This is a genomic window from Neomicrococcus aestuarii (assembly GCF_014201135.1).
Classification (GTDB): domain Bacteria; phylum Actinomycetota; class Actinomycetes; order Actinomycetales; family Micrococcaceae; genus Neomicrococcus; species Neomicrococcus aestuarii.
In genome coordinates, this window is sequence record NZ_JACHDR010000001.1 from 418,310 (window position 1) to 435,627 (window position 17,318).

Consider the following 17,318-nt stretch of genomic DNA (forward strand, 5'->3'; position numbering starts at 1 on the left):
GTGAGAAAGATAGTGACTATGCCCAAGCAGTTCCCGCCCGAAGTTCGTGACCGTGCAGTGCGCATGACCATGGATCGGTTGTCCGAATACCCGTCTGTCTATGCTGCCTGCAAGGCACTGGCCCCGAAGCTCGGGGTGGGCCCTGAATCGCTCCGGCGCTGGGTTGTCCAGGCTCAGATCGATGCCGGTGAGAAGACCGGACCAAGCACTGATGAGTTGGAGGAAATCAAGCGGCTCCGGGCTGAGGTGCGGGACTTGAAAGAGTCTAACGAGATCCTGAAACAGGCCTCGATTTTCTTCGCGAGGGAGCTCGACCCTCGCCGCCGTTGATCTGTCGATTCATCGACGAAATGCGCGCTGAAGGTTACGCGGTCGAGTCGATCTGTGCCGTCCTGCGGGAGCAGGGCGTGCGGGTCGCCGCACGAACCTACCGGGCGTGGAAGAAACGCCTTCCAGCCCTGCGCACCATCGAAGACGCCCGCCTCACCGATGCACTTCGTGCTGTGAAAGTCCCCGACGCGAAGGGACGCCCCCGTCCCGAGATCATCTACGGACGGCGGAAAATGACACAGTGGCTGCGCCGTAACGGCTTCCCGGAAGCCTCCAAACACACCGTGGACCGGCTCATGCGCGAAGAAGGCATGAACGGGCTCGTCAGAGGCCGCAAGACCCGCACCACCATCCCCGGCAAGGACGGCCGCCGTGCCGGGGACCTGGTGAACCGGGACTTCACCGCCGCGGCTCCGAACCAGATCTGGGTCACTGATTTTACGTACGTCCCGGTCTACTCCGGATTCGTCTACGTTGCCCTGGTCATCGACCTGTATTCCCGGGCGATCCTCGGCTGGGAAACTTCAACCGTCAAGGACACCGCGTTTGTCGAACACTGCCTGCGGATGGCCTTGTGGCGGCGCGAACACACCGGCCGCCCGGCACCGACGGGACTAATTCACCACAGCGATGCCGGAAGCCAGTACACCTCGATCCGGTACACCGACACCCTGGCCTTGGAGGGCCTACAACCGTCCATTGGCAGCGTTGGTGACGCCTATGACAACGCAGCAGCCGAGACCGTGATGGGGTTGTTCAAGAACGAGGCCGTTGCGAAGGATTCACCGTTCCGCAGCGGGGCGTTGAAGACCGAAACCGACGTCATGGAAATCGTCTTCGAGTGGGTCCACTGGTACAACAACGAACGCCTGCATTCCGCCCTGGACCACCAAACGCCAGAGGAATACGAGCAGACATATTATGATCTACAAACCAGCTCGTTACCCGACGACGCCGCCAACAAACAAGCGGCATGATTCCCGGGACGGTTCACTACACCTCCAACAGAGCAGGCCTGACAGATCGGTACTGGACGACGCCGTCCCTGACACCGCTTCTGGTGTCGGTCGCTGGAGCAGTTCGTATCAGCGATGTCCCGGCGAACTCAGTGGTTTACCGCGATCCGGTCAACGAAAAGCTCGGAGGCGAAGTGCCTGGGTGGTTCTTTGTCCGTACACAAGGTGCATCGGGTTGGATGGAAGCGTCCGTCTTGGCACGGACCAGCACAGCACGCACCAGTAACACTTTAGGGTGGACCAGAACTCTGATTCTGAGCGTTCCAAACGGAACCCTTGCGGCAAAGCATCTGGTCGCCATCCCCTGGGATCCAGAAAAGACCCTGATTGCAGCACCAGCCCTCGCTGATCTGACGCGGTTGAACAACGCTTTCAAAGTGAAATTCGCGAAGAATCTGGATGTCGATCTTGCGAACCGTACGCTCGGTACGCAGCGCTATCTGTATGAGGATTTAGGTCCCTATATTGCGGCCAAACCTGGCACCTCTAACCATGGTTGGGGCATGGCAATTGATGTTCCAGAGACTTTTGAGTATTCCTTCGACGGGGCGTACTACAAGTGGTTGAAGGCAAACTCCTACAAGTGCAACTGGATTCATAGGACCAACCTTGAGCAGTATCGCGCCGACGGTTCCTTGAATCCCTATGCTGAGTCGTGGCACTTCGAATACGTCGGCAAATAGTTCAGGGAAATTTCTTGAGGTACGTCGAAAGCCGCCGACGCCCCTCTTTCTATGCGTTCGTGGCTTCAAAACGGAGAATCTTCTCTTTGAGTTCTGTTCCGAAGAGATAGTTTCCGGCGGATCCGTCTGTTCTCACCACTCGGTGACACGGAACCACGAGGGCCACCAGATTTCTTGCGCACGTGCTTGCCGCTGCGCGAACAGCAGCGGGGCGGCCCGCCTCTGCCGCGAACTGGCTATACGTTAGTGGTTCGCCGGGTGCGATGCTTCGAAGCGTCTTCCAACATTGCTGTGAGAATTCAGTTCCCGACTGACGCACCGTGAAACGGTTCAGCGCCTCTAGATTCCCCGCTGCGTAATCCTGAATCCAAGCTCGTTCAGGGGCTTCCGCCGCCTCGTCTACCTGCGGCAATTGCTGATGAGCCGATGGCATCCGGGCGATGAGCTCCTCGAGAGAGCCGAACCCGGAAGCGAGCACGGCACGGTCGGAACTATCCAGCACCATGTGAAATGGCTCGTTGAACAAAGGCTCGGTGATGATCATGAGTGCATTCACTGCTCGGTGCTCTTCTTTCTCTGAAGTTCGAATTCCCACAAGTGCATGGCGGCGTATCCGCGCCAGGGTTTCCACGCTTCTGCCATGGTTCCAACGATTCGGGAGGAGGGTGCCCCTAGTGCTCGCTGAATGACCAGATCGCTCGCGGGAAAGGCGTCGGGATCAGCGAGGCATCGCATGGCGATGTACTCCACTGTCCACGGACCAATTCCGCGAATCGCATGAAGATGTTGCCTCACTGAGGCGGGATCTTCAGAAGTATCAAACGAGACATCTTTTACGAGGGCTCGAATGAGCGTCGAGAGGGTCTCCGAGCGGGCTCTCGTGAGTCCAATTGCTGCCTGAAACTCTAGCGGCGGGATCGCTTGAAGATCTGAAAGAGCCGGAAATGCATACCAGCCATCCCGTGAACTCTGTCCGAAATTTTCTATAAATCGAGTCTGGAACGTTCGCGCTGCGGCGAGGGAAACTTGCTGGCCCAGGACTGTAAAGATCGACGTCTCATAAGGATTAAGTGATCCTGGTATTCGAATTCCAGGACGAGCGGAAACCAGCGGATGAAGAATTTCACTGGATCTCAGTGCTGTGCCGATGATGGTGGGGTCCGCATCGAGGTCCAGCCATCTCCTGAGGTTTTGCAGAATGGGTGGAAGTCCACTGAGGTCCGGGACTTCGAGCTGCACGTGCACACTGTCTCCGCTGACGTTAGCGGGTAGGGACACTTTTCCAATGCCGTTCTCAAGATCAAGAACCCTGGTGAAGGTAGCTGGCGTGCCGTCGTTGCTCGCTGGGCTAAAAATCTCCCGTCCGCGAACCGTGTGCCTTTCAAAGAATCCGAACATTGCGTCTATATCGTACGGGGGCCGGAATTTCAGGCGAAGCGATAGCTGAAGGCTTTCGCTGCTTGCATTCCGCAACTCGGCCGTCCCCTTCTGAACGGTCGCCTCCTGGGCGCTAGAAGCGCGACGCAACTGAGACGGCGTCGTACCGTATTCCAGAGCCATGGTGTCATTGAACTGGCGAATGCTGCCAAAGCCCGCGGCATAGGCGATTTCCGTCATGGAAAGGTGCGTTTGCTCAATTAATAGGCGCGCGATTTGAGACCTGCGCGTCTGATTTAGTTGCGAAGGCGTCGCTCCCACCTTTTCAATGAAGAGCCTATGTAAATGCCTTTCGCTCACACCCATTTTCTCGGCCAGTCCCGAAATTCCTTGAGTGTCTACGAACCCTGCACGGATAGCTCGAATTGCGCAGCTGACAAGGTCGGATCCCGAATCCCATTCTCGAGACCCTGGCAATGCGTCTGGACGACACCTTTTGCACGCTCGAAAGCCTGCGGCCACAGCTCCCGCAGCAGTGCGGAAGTAGTGACAATTGTGGGGCAACGGCGTGCGGGCGGGGCACGATGGGCGGCAATAAATTCCCGTGGTGCGAACGCCGAGGTAGAAACGGCCATCGAAACGGCTGTCGCGGCTATCGACCGCGGCAAAGCACACCTCTGGATCCAGTTCCTGATCAATCATCACTATTCAAGTGTGCGTTGTTAGAGAGATCTGCGCTAGCGGAAATCGGACATGGCTGTGAGAAGCGATGCATCTTTTACCCGAACGGCTGTTCCCCGGCGCAAATTCGCTCAGTGCACTAGAATTTAGGGAGTTCACCGGGAGTTTTCCCGTTTTCCTTCGAAAGGTTTTACATGTCACGTCACGATTCCGAGAATAACGACGCCGCCAACGAGCGGCGTCGAGAGTCGGGTGATTCCCGCTCGGATCGGCCGAGGCGAGAATTTGTAGCACGCGGAGATCGCCCGCAACGAAGCGGAGGCGACCGCAACGAGTCCAACGATCGTCGTGGATTCTCCGGAAACCGCGGCTTCAGCGGCTCACGTGAAGGTGGCCGCGAAGATCGCGGTCAGGGCTTCCGCGGAGAAAGCCAAGGCGGCGGCGAGCGAGGCTTCCAGCGTCGCGATGACCGCAGTGAAGGTTTCCAGCGCCGCGACGATCGTGGCGACCGTCCATCGTTCGGCGACCGCAACGACCGTGGCGGTTTCAAGCCGCGTGAGGATCGCGGAGATCGTCCGTTCCAGCGTCGCGATGATCGCGGTGGCCGTCCGTCGTTTGGTGATCGTAACGACCGTGGTGGATTCAAGCCGCGTGAAGATCGTGGCGAGCGTCCGTCCTTCGGCGACCGCAACGACCGTGGCTTCCAGCGTCGCGATGATCGTGCCGGTGGGGGAGAGCGCCGTTCGTTCGGTAACCGCGACAGCCGTGGTGAAGGTTTCCAGCGTCGCGATGACCGCGGCGGCCGTCCGTCCTTCGGTGACCGCAACGATCGCGGTGGTTTCAAGCCGCGTGAGGATCGTGGGGATCGTCCGTTCCAGCGTCGTGAAGACCGTGGAGATCGCCCGTCGTTTGGTGATCGCAATGACCGCGGTGGTTTCAAGCCGCGTGAGGATCGTGGGGATCGTCCGTTCCAGCGTCGTGAAGACCGCGGTGACCGCCCATCGTTTGGTGACCGCGACAACCGTGGCCCTCGTCGTGACGATCGCGGTGACCGTCCGTCGTTTGGTGACCGCGACAACCGTGGCCCTCGTCGTGATGACCGTGGCGGCCGTCCATCTTTCGGTGATCGCAATGACCGTGGTGGTTTTAAGTCGCGTGAGGATCGTGGAGATCGTCCGTTCCAGCGCCGTGAAGACCGCGGTGACCGTCCGTCGTTTGGTGATCGTGACAACCGCGGCCCACGCAACTTCGCTCCTCGCGATGACCAAGAGCGCGGTTCACGCCCTGAGCAGCCACGATTCCGCAAGCAGGAGTCAGGCCGTTCGCGCGATGATTTCAACCGTGATGATCGGGATTCGACCTTCGTTCGCGAAGACCGCCCAGGCTACCGTCCATTCGATGATGGCGAGCGGGGCCAGCGCACGCACAATCCAGCGGATTTGCGTTCGTCCAACCGTCCGGACCGTCCCAAGTCCCCAGATATTGATGCTGACGTGACGGGCAAGGAGCTTGACCGCTTTACGCGCGCCGAGCTTCGTTACCTCGATGACAAGAACGTTGAGTGGGTGTCTAAGCACCTCGTGATGGCTGGCCGTCTCATGGATGAAGATCCGGAGATGGCGTACGAGCACGCTATTGCTGCAAGCCGCCGTGGCGGCCGCGTTGCCGTGGTTCGCGAAGCTGTGGGCCTCACGGCCTACAACAAGGGCGATTACCACGAGGCGCTGCGCGAACTGCGCACGTTCCGTCGCATTAGCGGCTCCAACATTCACTTGGCTCTCATGGCCGATTGCGAACGCGGATTGGGTCGACCTGAAAAGGCTCTCGAGACGATTCACAGCGAGGCTGCGGAGGAGCTCGACGTTCCTACCAAGGTGGAGCTTGCGATTGTTGCTTCGGGTGCTCAGCAGGACCTTGGCAACCTTGAGGCTGCCATCGCCGAGCTGGAGATTCCTCAGTTGGATATCAACCGCGCATTCTCTTTCAGCCCTCGCTTGTTTGAGGCTTACGCAGACGTCCTTGAGAAAGCTGATCGCGCTGAGGACGCCGTGAAGTGGCGTAACCAGATCAAGGTGGCCGAGTCTGCTTTGGGTATGGGTGAATTTGAGGAGCCAGAGATCGTTGACCTCGTTGAGGACGACGACGCAGCTGAAGACCGCGAAGGCGCTCAGGACACGCCGGGCGAGTCGGATGATGCCGAAGCTACCGGCGCTCCTTCCGCTTACGGCAACGGTTACGAAGGCGACAACGCGTCAAGCGATGACATTGAGGACGAGGACGAGGACGACTTCGAGTCCGACGACGTCCTGTCCGGTGAAGAATCTGACGACGAAGATTCAGAGGATGAAGACTCGGATGACGAGGAATCTGACGATGAAGAGTCTGATCAGGATGATTCTGAGGACGACTCGGAGAGCTTCGTGGCCGCTCCTGAATCAGACGAGCCTACTGAAAAGTGACTCAATCAGATGCTCTGATTGAGCGTTTTGATGCCGTTCTGTCCGATTTGGACGGGGTGGTGTACGCCGGTGCCGGCGCAATTCCTGGAGCGCCTGAAGCGCTTCAGGAATGCGCCCGGCGCGGGTTGCACGTAGCTTTCATTACGAACAACGCGTCGCGTTCACCGCGTCAAGTGGCCGAACATCTGCAAGAGCTTGGTGCGCCGGCTACTGAGGACACCGTGCTTGGCTCAGCTGATGCTGGCGTACAACTACTGGTGGATGAAGTTGCACGGTTCGGTCAGACTCCGCAACAGCTCGGCACCGTTGTGGTGGCCGGCTCCGCCTACCTAGAACAACAGGTGCGAAAAGCCGGGTTTACCGCGGTGCGTGCTCAAGAGGCTGACGGCACCCTCACATACGGCGCGGTGATTCAGGGCTTTGATCCGTCGTTGTCCTGGCTAGATTTGGCGAACGCCTCCTTCGCCATCAACCGCGGAGCGCTGTGGGTGGCCACCAATACGGACTTCACCATTCCACGTGCGGAAGGCATCGCTCCCGGTAACGGAGCACTGGTCAACGCTGTGGCGATGGCGACGGGAAAGCGGCCAGTGGTCGCCGGAAAACCGGAACCCGTCATGTTCAATCAGGCTGCTCGACAACTGAATGCCTCGAAGCCAGTGGTTTTGGGCGATCGACTTGATACGGACATCAGGGGCGGCAATGCTGCCAACATTCCCACCGTCTTAGTGCTCACGGGCATCGACTCGGTGGAGACTGCACTGGCAGCTGTTACGGAAGAGCGTCCCACGTTCATCCTGAACACCCTCACCGAGCTTTTCGAAACGTACGAGCCCGCCGAACCAGCCTCCGAAGACGCTCATAATTCCTGGACATGCGGGCCCTGGACGGCGGAATTCGATCCTGAAAGTGAAACGATAACGCTAGTGGGGGATTCACCGAACTCCGGCAAGCAGGACGTCAGAGCCTGGCGCGCAGCGTGTGCTGCGTACTGGAATGCCGTTCCGCACCAGCCGGAGCAACGCAGTCCCCACATAGTTTTTGTCCCATAAGAACTCGCAGTAAAAGGAAGCGATCCGCATTAACGATCCAGCACTCAGTGAACTGATCGACCGTGCAAACCAACTAGGAAAGAGCCCCTTGGAAGGCCGTCCTGAGGAATATCACAAGATCCTCGATGACCTCCAGGCTCACCTGAACCGATCCCCACAGGGTCCACACGCTTCTAGCTAGAACGACCCTAGCGAACCTGCAGCCACCCATCCCTGACCGCACTTTTCGTTGTAAGGATCACCGTGAATGAACGCCTCGATCAAGCGCTCGTGGCGAGAGGCCTCGCGCGCTCTCGAACGGTTGCGGCGAAACTCGTCGCCGAGGGAACGGTGTCCATCAACGGTGTGACCGCAACGAAAGCATCGCAGTCCGTCGAGGAATCTGACGTCCTAGACGTCGCCGAGAATGAGACGACCCAGTTTGTCTCTCGCGCCGGCCACAAACTCCACGGAGCACTCGAAGCACTTCAAGACATCACCGTGGCAGGAAAGCGGTGCCTCGACGCGGGGGCCAGCACGGGCGGATTCACGGATGTGTTGCTCCGACGAGGAGCTCGGGAGGTCGCAGCCGTGGACGTGGGGCACGGGCAGCTCGTGGACGAACTTCGCCACGACGATCGTGTTCATGTGTACGAAGGACTCAACGTTCGCTACATGAACCCGGAAGATATCGGCGGGCCAGTAGACCTGACGGTTGGCGATCTTTCTTTTATTTCGCTCAACCTTGTCCTGGAGCCGCTAGCGAAGGCAACTAAGCCGAGCGGCGACGTCGTACTGATGATCAAGCCCCAATTTGAAGTGGGCCGCGAGGCTCTCGCAAGAGACGGCGTGGTCAGCTCGCCCGAACAGCGCCGCCGGGCCGTAGAACGAGTGGTGACGCGCGCTCAGGAGGTTGGATTGCGTGTGAACCGGCTCGAGCGAAGCCCGTTGCCGGGTCAAGATGGCAACCGTGAATTCTTTGCCTGGTTCACGGTTTCCACAGAAACGCGGCCCGAAGCGGATCTCAGCCTAATGCTGGAACAACTTGACTATTCTTGACCTGAACCACGCTTGAACTGAATGACGAGCAACAGATTTCCCGGATCGAAACTGACAGAGGTTAGAGTTTCATACTGAATGGAACGTAGCTTCGAATGGAAAGGCACGAATGCGGCACATTTTGGTCCTCGCGCACACTGGTCGAAGCGAGGCAGTTCAATCGGCCGTAGACACGTGCCACCAGCTTGTTTCCGCCGGTTTGATGCCCGTGATTCGCGCCGCTGATCTTGACTGCATTCTGGAAGCAGAACCGAGCCTCGTTGACGTGGTTAAAGTTCTGGATCGGGATGTGCCACTCGACGAGATCGAACTCGGCATGGTCCTTGGTGGAGATGGCACCATTCTGCGTTCCGCTGAGATCGTTCGCGACGCCAACCCGCCGATGTTGGGCGTCAATCTGGGGCACGTAGGTTTCCTCGCGGAGAGCGAGCACACTGAGCTCACTCAGGCCGTGCAGCGAGTCGTCAATCGTCAATACGTCGTGGAAGAGCGCATGACCATTGACGTGGAAGTGTGGCTTGACCACCAGAAGATCGCTCACACGTGGGCGCTCAATGAAGCAACCGTCGAAAAAGCAGACCGAGAGCGCATGCTCGAAGTGGTTATTGAAGTAGACGCCAACCCCATCAGCACCTTCGGTTGCGACGGTGTGGTCATGGCAACCCCCACCGGTTCCACGGCGTATGCGTTTTCTGCTGGAGGACCTGTGGTGTGGCCAGAGGTGTCCGCGTTGGTGATGGTCCCGATTGCGGCTCACGCGCTGTTCGCAAAGCCGCTAGTGGTCTCTCCAGCCTCCACCATGGCGGTCGAAGTGCTCACCCGGACGGATGCTCAGGGTGTTTTGTGGTGCGATGGTCGACGCACCGTCGAATTACCCCCGGGCGCCCGCGTAGAAGTGACTCGCTCCGCCTTCCCCGTGCGCCTAGCCCGCTTGAGCGAAACACCGTTCGCCGAACGCCTCGTTCGCAAATTCGAATTGCCCATCAAGGGCTGGCGCGGACCCGTCCCTACCACGTCACGGGATACGCCGACCACGGCAATTCCTGTGATCCGCGAAGCTGACGTGGTGGAACCGCCGCACAACACCGAACGACTCCAATACCTACCGGGGCATCACAACAACACGCCATGATCGAAGAAATCAGTATTTGGGATCTCGGCGTCATTGAGCACGCCGTGCTGCCGCTTGGCCCTGGCTACACCGTAGTGACCGGTGAAACTGGCGCCGGCAAAACCATGGTGACCTCAGCTTTGGCGCTCTTGACTGGTAAGCGCGCTGACGCCGGCTCCGTCCGCCACGGAGCGAAGAACGCTTCCGTCGAAGCGATCATCCAGACGCACGCCAACAGCGATATTGCTGTGCGGGCGACGGATGCGGGCGGTACCTATGACACTGACTCGGAAGCGGACGACGCCGTAGCTCACCTCGTGCTCTCACGCTCCGTGACGTCCGAGGGGCGAAGCAAAGCCACCGTGGGTGGGCGCACCACTCCGATTGGCGTGCTGGGCGAAATCGGGGATGCGCTAGTGGCTGTGCACGGCCAGTCCGATCAGTTACGCCTCAAAGGTGCCACCGAACAACGGGAATCTCTGGACCGTTTCGCGGGACCAGATCTGGCTGCCAAGCTCGCCGAGTACCAGCACGTTTGGGACGAGCTGCGAAACGCTCAGCAGCTACGCGACGAACTCGTCACGCAAGCCCGAGAACGAGCGCTCGAAGCCGAGACCCTTCGCGTAGCACTCGAAGAAATCGACGCCGTGGATCCGCAGCCCGGCGAAGATGAAGCACTCAAAGCAGAGGCCACCAAGCTAGCCAACGTAGAAGGCCTCCGCACGGCCGCGATGAGCGCTCACACGGCACTCGTGGCCGAGGAGTATGCCGAAGGCGTCGACGCCACCTCGCTCGTCAACGAGGGCAAGCGTGTGCTTGAGATGGTCAGCGAGGATGATCCTGAGATCAAAGCGCTCGCAGACCGCCTTGCTGAAATCGGCTACCTCATGGCGGATCTGTCGAGTGACCTCGCAAGCTACGCGAGCTCCCTGGACTCCGAAGGACCTGCACGGCTTGCTGAAGTGGAAACGCGGCGGGCCGCGCTCAACGGACTGACCAAGAAATACGCGCCAACGATCGACGGGGTCCTCGAATGGTCAGGGTTTGCTCGCGAACGCTCCCTCGAGCTCGGCGATGACACACTGCGCATCGATGAACTCGCGGCGCGTATCGAAGAGCTCACGGCTCAACGAGACACTCTCGGCAAGGCGCTTACCGCGTTGCGCCAAGCTGCCGCGGAGGATCTGGCTGCCCGGGTGACCACCGAACTTCGGGGGCTGGCCATGCCGGACGCAAGCCTCGTCGTCGTAGTGGAAGAAGCCGAACCCCACCGCTACGGAGCGGACACCGTGTCCATGCTGCTCAAACCGCATGCCGGGGCCGGGCCGCGACCGCTGGGCAAGGGAGCTTCCGGCGGTGAGCTTTCGCGCGTCATGCTGGCTCTGGAAGTGGTGCTCGCGAGTACTGATCCGGTACCGACGTTCGTGTTCGACGAAGTGGACTCGGGAGTCGGCGGAAAGGCAGCCGTGGATATTGGGCGTCGCCTCGCGCGGCTCGCACAGCACGTTCAGGTGATCGTGGTGACCCACCTTCCGCAAGTGGCGGCCTACGCGGATCGACACGTGCGCGTCATCAAGCAATCTTCGAGTGAGAGTGGTGTCACAGCCAGTGATATCGCATTATTGACCGAAGATGAAAGAATTAGTGAGCTTGCCCGCATGCTTGCCGGGCAAGAAGACTCTGAATCCGCGCAAGCACACGCAAAAGAGCTCCTGCAGGATGCTCGTGCGGAGAATCAACAGTGATAGGCTCGAATTCCGTGGTGCAACGAACTAATTCCCGTTTTTCCCGTTCCAACGAGCAGACGAAGCACATCTTCGTCACGGGAGGCGTTGCCTCCTCCCTCGGTAAGGGGCTCAGTGCCTCAAGCCTTGGACATCTCCTCCGCGCACGCGGACTCTCTGTCACGATGCAGAAGCTAGATCCATACTTGAATGTGGATCCAGGCACAATGAATCCCTTCCAGCACGGCGAAGTGTTTGTCACGGATGACGGTGCTGAAACTGACCTCGACATTGGACACTACGAGCGTTTCTTGGATGAGAACCTTGACGGTTCCGCCAATGTAACCACCGGTCAGGTGTACTCGACGGTCATCGAGAAGGAACGCCGCGGCGACTACCTTGGCGACACCGTGCAGGTCATCCCTCACATCACCGATGAGATCAAGCGCCGTATGCGCCTTCCAGCCGAGGGCAAGAAGGCCCCCGACGTGATCATCACCGAAATCGGTGGCACCGTGGGTGACATCGAATCCCAGCCGTTTCTCGAGTCCGCACGTCAGGTCCGCCAGGACATTGGCCGCAACAACGTGTTCTTCCTGCACGTTTCGTTGGTTCCGTTCATCGGCCCATCCCAGGAACTCAAGACCAAGCCAACGCAGCACTCTGTTGCGACCTTGCGTTCTATCGGCATTCAGCCTGACGCTCTGGTGATCCGCTCTGACCGTCCAATCCCGGATGAGATGCGCGCAAAGATCGGCCGTACGTGTGACGTCGACGAAGAAGCAGTGGTCAACGCCGCTGACGCGCCGAGCATTTACGACATCCCCGTAGAGCTTCACCGTCAGGGCTTGGACGCCTACATTGTTCAGGCGCTCGGCTTGAAGTTCAAGGACGTCAACTGGTCCAAGTGGAACAAGCTCCTCGACGCCGTGCACAACCCTAAGCATGAGATCGAAGTTGCTTTGGTGGGCAAGTACATTGACCTTCCAGACGCATACCTCTCCGTGACCGAGGCCCTGCGCGCCGGTGGCTTTGCGAACTCCGCCAAGGTCAATGTTCGTTGGGTGAAGTCGGACGAGTGCGAGACCCCAGAAGGTGCCAAGAAGGCCCTCGCTGGCGTTGACGCCGTCTGTGTTCCTGGTGGATTCGGTATCCGCGGTATCGAAGGCAAGCTCGGCGCCCTGAAGTACGTGCGCGAAAACGGCATCCCAACTTTGGGCCTCTGCCTTGGCCTGCAGTGCATGGTCATCGAATACGCACGCAACGTCTCCGGCCTCAAGGGTGCAAGCTCCACCGAGTTTGATCCTGAAACTAAGGTCCCTGTTATCGCCACCATGGCGGAGCAGAAGTCCTTCGTGGAAGGCGCCGGCGATTTGGGCGGAACCATGCGCCTTGGCCTCTACCCAGCAAACCTTCTCAAGGGTTCCGTGGTGGCTAACGCGTACGGCAAGACCGAAGCTTCCGAGCGTCACCGTCACCGTTACGAAGTCAACAACGACTACCGCGATCAGATCGCTGCTTCAGGATTGGTCTTCTCCGGAACCTCTCCTGACGGCAAGCTGGTGGAGTACGTGGAACTTCCAGCTGAGAAGCACCCGTACTACGTGGCAACTCAGGCTCACCCAGAGTTGAGCTCGCGTCCAACGCGTCCTCACCCGTTGTTCGCTGGTTTGATCAAGGCTGGCCTTGCTCACCAGAAGAGCCGCACTTCCGCCAACGCTCCGGCAGCTAAGTAGTGTGACGCTGGCGGTTTTCCACGTGAGAACCGCCAGCTGCAAAAACTCTCAAGGAAGACTCTCCTCATGACGATTCAGGACCGCGCAGTCAACTTTCCAGTGGCCTCGCGGTCCGTCGTGTATGAGGGCCGTGTCTGGAACATTGTTCATGACAAGTTCGTGTTCCCAGACACGGTGAGACTCTCGGCAGGGACTACATTGATCACCCCGGTGCCGTGGCGGTCGTGGCTCTTGATGAGCAAGACCGTGTCCTCATGATTGAGCAGTACCGGCAACCCGTGGGCATGTACCTTTGGGAAGTGCCCGCAGGTTTGTTGGATATCGCCGGCGAGGATCCATTGACCGCCGCGCAGCGCGAGCTCTTCGAAGAGGCCGATGTTCGAGCCGACGAGTGGCACGTGCTGGTGGATCAGTTCAACTCTCCGGGCTCCTCAGCCGAAGCGTTGCGCATCTTCTTGGCACAGGAAATCCATGAGATTCCAGAGAGTGAGCGCTTCACCCGTGACGGTGAGGAAGCCTCCATGGAGCTTCGCTGGGTGCAATTTGCCGAAGCGCTTGATGCAGTGATGGACGGCCGGATTCATAACCCCAGCGCTGTGAGTGGACTGATGGCCTTGTTCGTTGCCAAACAGCGCGGCCTGGATGCGCTCCGCGAACCGGACGCTGACTGGAGTGCGCACCCCGCCTTCCGCGATCAGACTTCACCCAGCGCTCAGGACGCATGAATCAGCTGCGCCGCGAACTTGAATCCTACGTTCAACACGTCGCGATCGAGCGCGGGCTAGCCAAGAACACGGTCGCCGCCTACCGGCGCGATCTTGAGCGGTACGTAGCGTTTCTTGAGAACCGTGGCGTTCAGCGCGCCGAAGATGTCACGCGCGCCGAGGTCACCACGTTCGCCCAAGACATTCGCGACGGTGCGGACGGGGGAGCCCCACTGAGCGCACGCTCGGCGGCGCGCACGGTGGTTGCGGTGCGTGGGCTCCATAAATTTTGGGTGCTCGAAGGTACGACGACGGATAACCCAGCGTCCGAGGTCCAGCCACCTTCTGTGGGGCAGCGGCTGCCTAAAGCACTGACGATCGATGAAGTGCGACGCATTCTTGAAGCTACCGAGAACGAAACGCCTGCCGGGCTTCGTGACAGGGCGCTCTTGGAGTTCTTGTATTCCACGGGCGCACGTATTTCTGAGGCAGTGTCACTGGATGTGGATGACGTATTCGTGGATCAGCAAGGTCCTGGCCCTGGCATGGTGCGCGTTCGCGGTAAGGGTTCCAAAGAGCGCATTGTTCCCATGGGCAGTTTCGCCCTCGAGGCGCTCAATAACTATTTGGTGCGCACGCGACCGCTCCTTGTTGCTAAGGGCAAAGGCACCCCAGCGCTCTTTTTGAATCTCCGGGGTGGGCGCCTCTCCCGACAGTCCGCCTGGACCATCATTCAGCACGCTGCCGAGCGCGCGCAGATCGGCAAGGAAGTCTCCCCGCACACCATGCGGCACTCCTTTGCCACTCACTTGCTTCAAGGCGGCGCGGACGTCCGCGTGGTTCAAGAGCTCCTTGGACACGCGTCCGTCACCACAACTCAGGTGTACACGCACGTCACCGTGGACACGCTGCGTGAAATCTACGCGTCCGCTCACCCAAGAGCTCGTCTCTAGCACGCTCCTTCGCACTCCCTAGTATCGCCGCCAAAATCTTTGGGTTGAACTGTCAGATTTTCCGGACTGTCGGACATATCTGCAGTAAGACTCAGAGTAGCTATCAATGGGGATGGCCGGTCGCCAGCGAAGGGGGAGTAGTGAGCGTTCAATATGAGCAAGACGTCAACACGTTATATCAGCGCCATGCTTCAACCAGGATCTCACCGACCGTGTGGTCGCACGAGCACCTCTGACTAACGGTCTTGCGGCGTCCAATGATCTAGCGCTGTGACCACCACGGATACTGACGGCAACGAGCGCACGAATCTTCGATTCCTGCCGCAGGATCAGCCAGTGACGGGATCAGGGTGCGACTATCCGGAACTTATCGAGACACCGAGCGGCTCGTGGACTGCGGATTTTGGCCGATTCTACGGATTCGTGTCAGAGGATGAAGTCAGCCAGTTCGTTGACTCTCAGGAGTGGGCTGACCTGATTCGTCTTGCTAATTCTCTGCAGCGCACCCAGTAGATCCCGGCGGTAATCAGGGATGTCGTCGTCGTTATCAAAAATTTATCTTGGCTAGTGTCAAGAAAATACTTTTGTCAGACATATAGAGAGTGACGGGGCGCACACAAAGCTCCTCGCGCTCTCTCTGAAAGGCACGATCATGACGGAACACTCCACCCAAGATTGGCGTATTCGTAATGCCATTGCTGGCGTAGCGGTATCTTCGCTCCTCGCGGCATCCTTCATCCCCTCGGCAGCAGCTGCAGCTCCAACTGCACCGGCACAACTTGCTTCAGGAGCTTCTACTTCCTCACCGGCGGCGACCGTCGAAGAAGTCGGCATCGAGTTGCCTGAAGGACTTCAGTCGGCTCATGACTCAGTCTTCTGGGCCGATAACGAGGCCTGCGCCTCCTTCTCCTTTGCGTCCATCGATGGTCCGTACACGAATTCCTCCAGCCCAGTGCTCGGTTGCGTTGACGGGTACGTGGCATTCCTCAACAAGAGCGAGGAATACTACGTGCAACTCTCTGAGGATGAAATTGACGGCGACTACACTCGCGTGATGTTCGCCTACCATGACGGCGATGCATGGACCCTGCACGGGGACTTTGCGTACGTCTGGCCGTACCCGTTCTTGCGCACCTTAACAAATGCCACGGGACCTGCGCTCGAACAAGAAATGGAAGACCAGCTCCTCAATGCGGGAATCTGGGTTCCAAACATGAATCAGCTTGTGGGCCCGAACACCGCAATGTGGACCTCCAACGAACCGGCCGATTCGTGGTCGAGGCAAGATTTGCCCGGACAGCCTGGCGTGTCCGCCGAGATTCGTGATGACTGGACTATCTACAGGAATCTTTGGTCCGAGGGCACACCTGACATGATCATGGACCGCTTCGGCAATTATCACCTGTCCGTGTTCCACACCGATTCCTCGGTAGAAACTCCGAGCGAATGCAATGGGCCGATTGGGGACTACCGCATTGTGAAATCCGCTGAGTTGGGACTGACGTCCAACGGCGAGAAGGTCAAAGTGGCACTCGTTTCCATTACCGAAGAGGGAATCGTAAGCCACCGAGTGGTGTTGCTTCCTGGATCAGCAACGAAGTCCGGCGAACTGTGTGTCCTTAACGGATGGTTGAACATCGACGGCCACGGTTCCATGGATCCCACCATCATGAGTGGTGTCCGATTTGATTCCAAGAAAGAACTCAATTCCTTCACGAAGTCAGTTGCGTGGCAGGACATTGTTCGCTTCGCTGGCAGCCTGCAATTCAGTTAGTTCAGTTCAGGTGCACTCTTCATGACGACGGCGCAGCTTGCGACCGTAGGCCAGCTGTAGTTGGTCAGGGGTTGCGGGCTGCGTCGTTGCGTGAGGGGTTGCTTTCATCGCACGTTTTGCAAGGATGAGAAGGAGGTAGGGGGCAGACATGGATACGGTCCAGGATATTGATTCGTTGTATCAACGCCACGCGGTCACTGTTCAGCGGTTCATTTATCGCCGCGTGTTCAACGTTGACGATGCGAACGAACTCACCAACGACGTGTTTCGCGTTGCGTGGCAGAAGCGGCAAGCCGGCACCGAGATTGATATCGCGTGGCTGGTGGTCACGGCTAAGAATCTCATTCTGAACATGCAGCGCGGTTCCTATCGCGAAGTGCGTTTGCGCGACCGGCTCAAAGAATCCGCGCTCCTTACAGCGCGTCCTCACGATTCGGGAATCAGCGGCGAAGTGGGCGAAGTACTTGACCAATTGCGCGAGCGGGATCGCGAGATCCTGATCCTGGCGTACTGGGACGGACTGCGAGCGGCAGATTTAGCGAAGGTGCTGGACTGCAGCGAAGGGACCGCTGCCACACGGCTTAATAGGGCACGGCAAGCCTTCGCTAAGAAGGCCCCTGCTCATCTCATGAATCCATCAACCGCGCACACCACGCGCCACGGCAAGGAGGAGGTGTAAC

16 protein-coding genes are annotated in these 17,318 nt (G+C 58.8%); 14 read left to right on the forward strand and 2 right to left on the reverse strand.

The window, feature by feature from the left end; genetic code table 11:
* Nucleotides 1–18: 18 nt before the first annotated feature.
* Together HD598_RS01880 and HD598_RS01885 are read left to right on the forward strand one after the other, a co-directional pair.
* A protein-coding gene (locus HD598_RS01880) for an IS3 family transposase (protein WP_183662812.1) occupies nucleotides 19–1,307 on the forward strand; the annotation gives its coding sequence in 2 pieces (ribosomal slippage) (nucleotides 19–292 and nucleotides 292–1,307; 1,290 coding nt in all).
* Nucleotides 1,304–2,029: a M15 family metallopeptidase gene (locus HD598_RS01885; protein ID WP_183663418.1), complete on the forward strand. Its 726-nt coding sequence runs from the start codon at nucleotides 1,304–1,306 to the stop codon at nucleotides 2,027–2,029. The genes HD598_RS01880 and HD598_RS01885 overlap by 4 nt, the downstream gene beginning before the upstream one ends.
* Before the next feature lie 49 nt (nucleotides 2,030–2,078).
* On the opposite strand, the gene HD598_RS01890 is transcribed toward HD598_RS01885, so the two are convergent.
* Both HD598_RS01890 and HD598_RS01895 read right to left on the reverse strand, forming a co-directional pair.
* Nucleotides 2,079–2,585 carry a methylated-DNA--[protein]-cysteine S-methyltransferase gene (locus tag HD598_RS01890; RefSeq protein ID WP_084636999.1) on the reverse strand — a complete coding sequence of 169 codons (507 nt, stop codon included), beginning with the start codon at nucleotides 2,583–2,585 and terminating at the stop codon, nucleotides 2,079–2,081.
* Complete coding sequence (locus HD598_RS01895; protein WP_311539046.1) at nucleotides 2,582–4,108, reverse strand: DNA-3-methyladenine glycosylase 2 family protein; 1,527 nt, start codon at nucleotides 4,106–4,108, stop codon at nucleotides 2,582–2,584. Before HD598_RS01895 ends, HD598_RS01890 begins: the two co-directional genes overlap by 4 nt.
* Nucleotides 4,109–4,281: 173 nt before the next feature.
* Here HD598_RS01895 and HD598_RS13390 point away from each other — a divergent pair, with 173 nt between their 5' ends.
* The 12 genes from HD598_RS13390 (at nucleotide 4,282) to HD598_RS01950 (ending at nucleotide 17,317) form a co-directional block, all read left to right on the forward strand.
* Nucleotides 4,282–6,546, forward strand: coding sequence for a hypothetical protein (locus HD598_RS13390; RefSeq protein ID WP_260170463.1), 2,265 nt, complete (start codon nucleotides 4,282–4,284; stop codon nucleotides 6,544–6,546).
* A complete protein-coding gene (locus HD598_RS01905) occupies nucleotides 6,543–7,598 on the forward strand; it encodes an HAD-IIA family hydrolase (RefSeq protein ID WP_183663422.1) in 1,056 nt (351 codons plus the stop codon). The genes HD598_RS13390 and HD598_RS01905 overlap by 4 nt, the downstream gene beginning before the upstream one ends.
* 243 nt (nucleotides 7,599–7,841) lie before the next feature.
* Nucleotides 7,842–8,636 carry a TlyA family RNA methyltransferase gene (locus HD598_RS01910; protein ID WP_071893750.1) on the forward strand — a complete coding sequence of 265 codons (795 nt, stop codon included), beginning with the start codon at nucleotides 7,842–7,844 and terminating at the stop codon, nucleotides 8,634–8,636.
* 109 nt (nucleotides 8,637–8,745) lie between these two features.
* On the forward strand, nucleotides 8,746–9,768 hold the full coding sequence (locus HD598_RS01915) for an NAD kinase (RefSeq protein WP_183663424.1): 1,023 nt from the start codon (nucleotides 8,746–8,748) through the stop codon (nucleotides 9,766–9,768).
* Nucleotides 9,765–11,492, forward strand: a complete 1,728-nt coding sequence (gene recN, locus HD598_RS01920; protein WP_183663426.1) for a DNA repair protein RecN — start codon at nucleotides 9,765–9,767, stop codon at nucleotides 11,490–11,492. The genes HD598_RS01915 and recN overlap by 4 nt, the downstream gene beginning before the upstream one ends.
* Entirely contained in the window at nucleotides 11,489–13,207 is a 1,719-nt protein-coding gene (locus HD598_RS01925) for a CTP synthase (RefSeq protein ID WP_183663428.1), read from the forward strand. The genes recN and HD598_RS01925 overlap by 4 nt, the downstream gene beginning before the upstream one ends.
* Before the next feature lie 66 nt (nucleotides 13,208–13,273).
* Complete coding sequence (locus tag HD598_RS13395) at nucleotides 13,274–13,465, forward strand: hypothetical protein (protein WP_260170464.1); 192 nt, start codon at nucleotides 13,274–13,276, stop codon at nucleotides 13,463–13,465.
* Complete coding sequence (locus tag HD598_RS01930; protein ID WP_260170465.1) at nucleotides 13,462–13,932, forward strand: NUDIX domain-containing protein; 471 nt, start codon at nucleotides 13,462–13,464, stop codon at nucleotides 13,930–13,932. The genes HD598_RS13395 and HD598_RS01930 overlap by 4 nt, the downstream gene beginning before the upstream one ends.
* The gene (gene xerD / locus HD598_RS01935; RefSeq protein ID WP_183663430.1) at nucleotides 13,929–14,864 is read left to right on the forward strand and encodes a site-specific tyrosine recombinase XerD; all 936 of its coding nucleotides are present in this window, start codon (nucleotides 13,929–13,931) and stop codon (nucleotides 14,862–14,864) included. Before HD598_RS01930 ends, xerD begins: the two co-directional genes overlap by 4 nt.
* A gap of 270 nt (nucleotides 14,865–15,134) precedes the next feature.
* Nucleotides 15,135–15,377: a hypothetical protein gene (locus HD598_RS01940; RefSeq protein WP_183663432.1), complete on the forward strand. Its 243-nt coding sequence runs from the start codon at nucleotides 15,135–15,137 to the stop codon at nucleotides 15,375–15,377.
* Between the two features lie 139 nt (nucleotides 15,378–15,516).
* Complete coding sequence (locus HD598_RS01945) at nucleotides 15,517–16,638, forward strand: hypothetical protein (RefSeq protein WP_183663434.1); 1,122 nt, start codon at nucleotides 15,517–15,519, stop codon at nucleotides 16,636–16,638.
* Nucleotides 16,639–16,786: 148 nt separating this feature from the next.
* Nucleotides 16,787–17,317 (forward strand): RNA polymerase sigma factor, encoded by a 531-nt coding sequence (locus HD598_RS01950; protein ID WP_183663436.1) that lies wholly within the window; start codon nucleotides 16,787–16,789, stop codon nucleotides 17,315–17,317.
* Nucleotide 17,318: the final 1 nt, after the last annotated feature.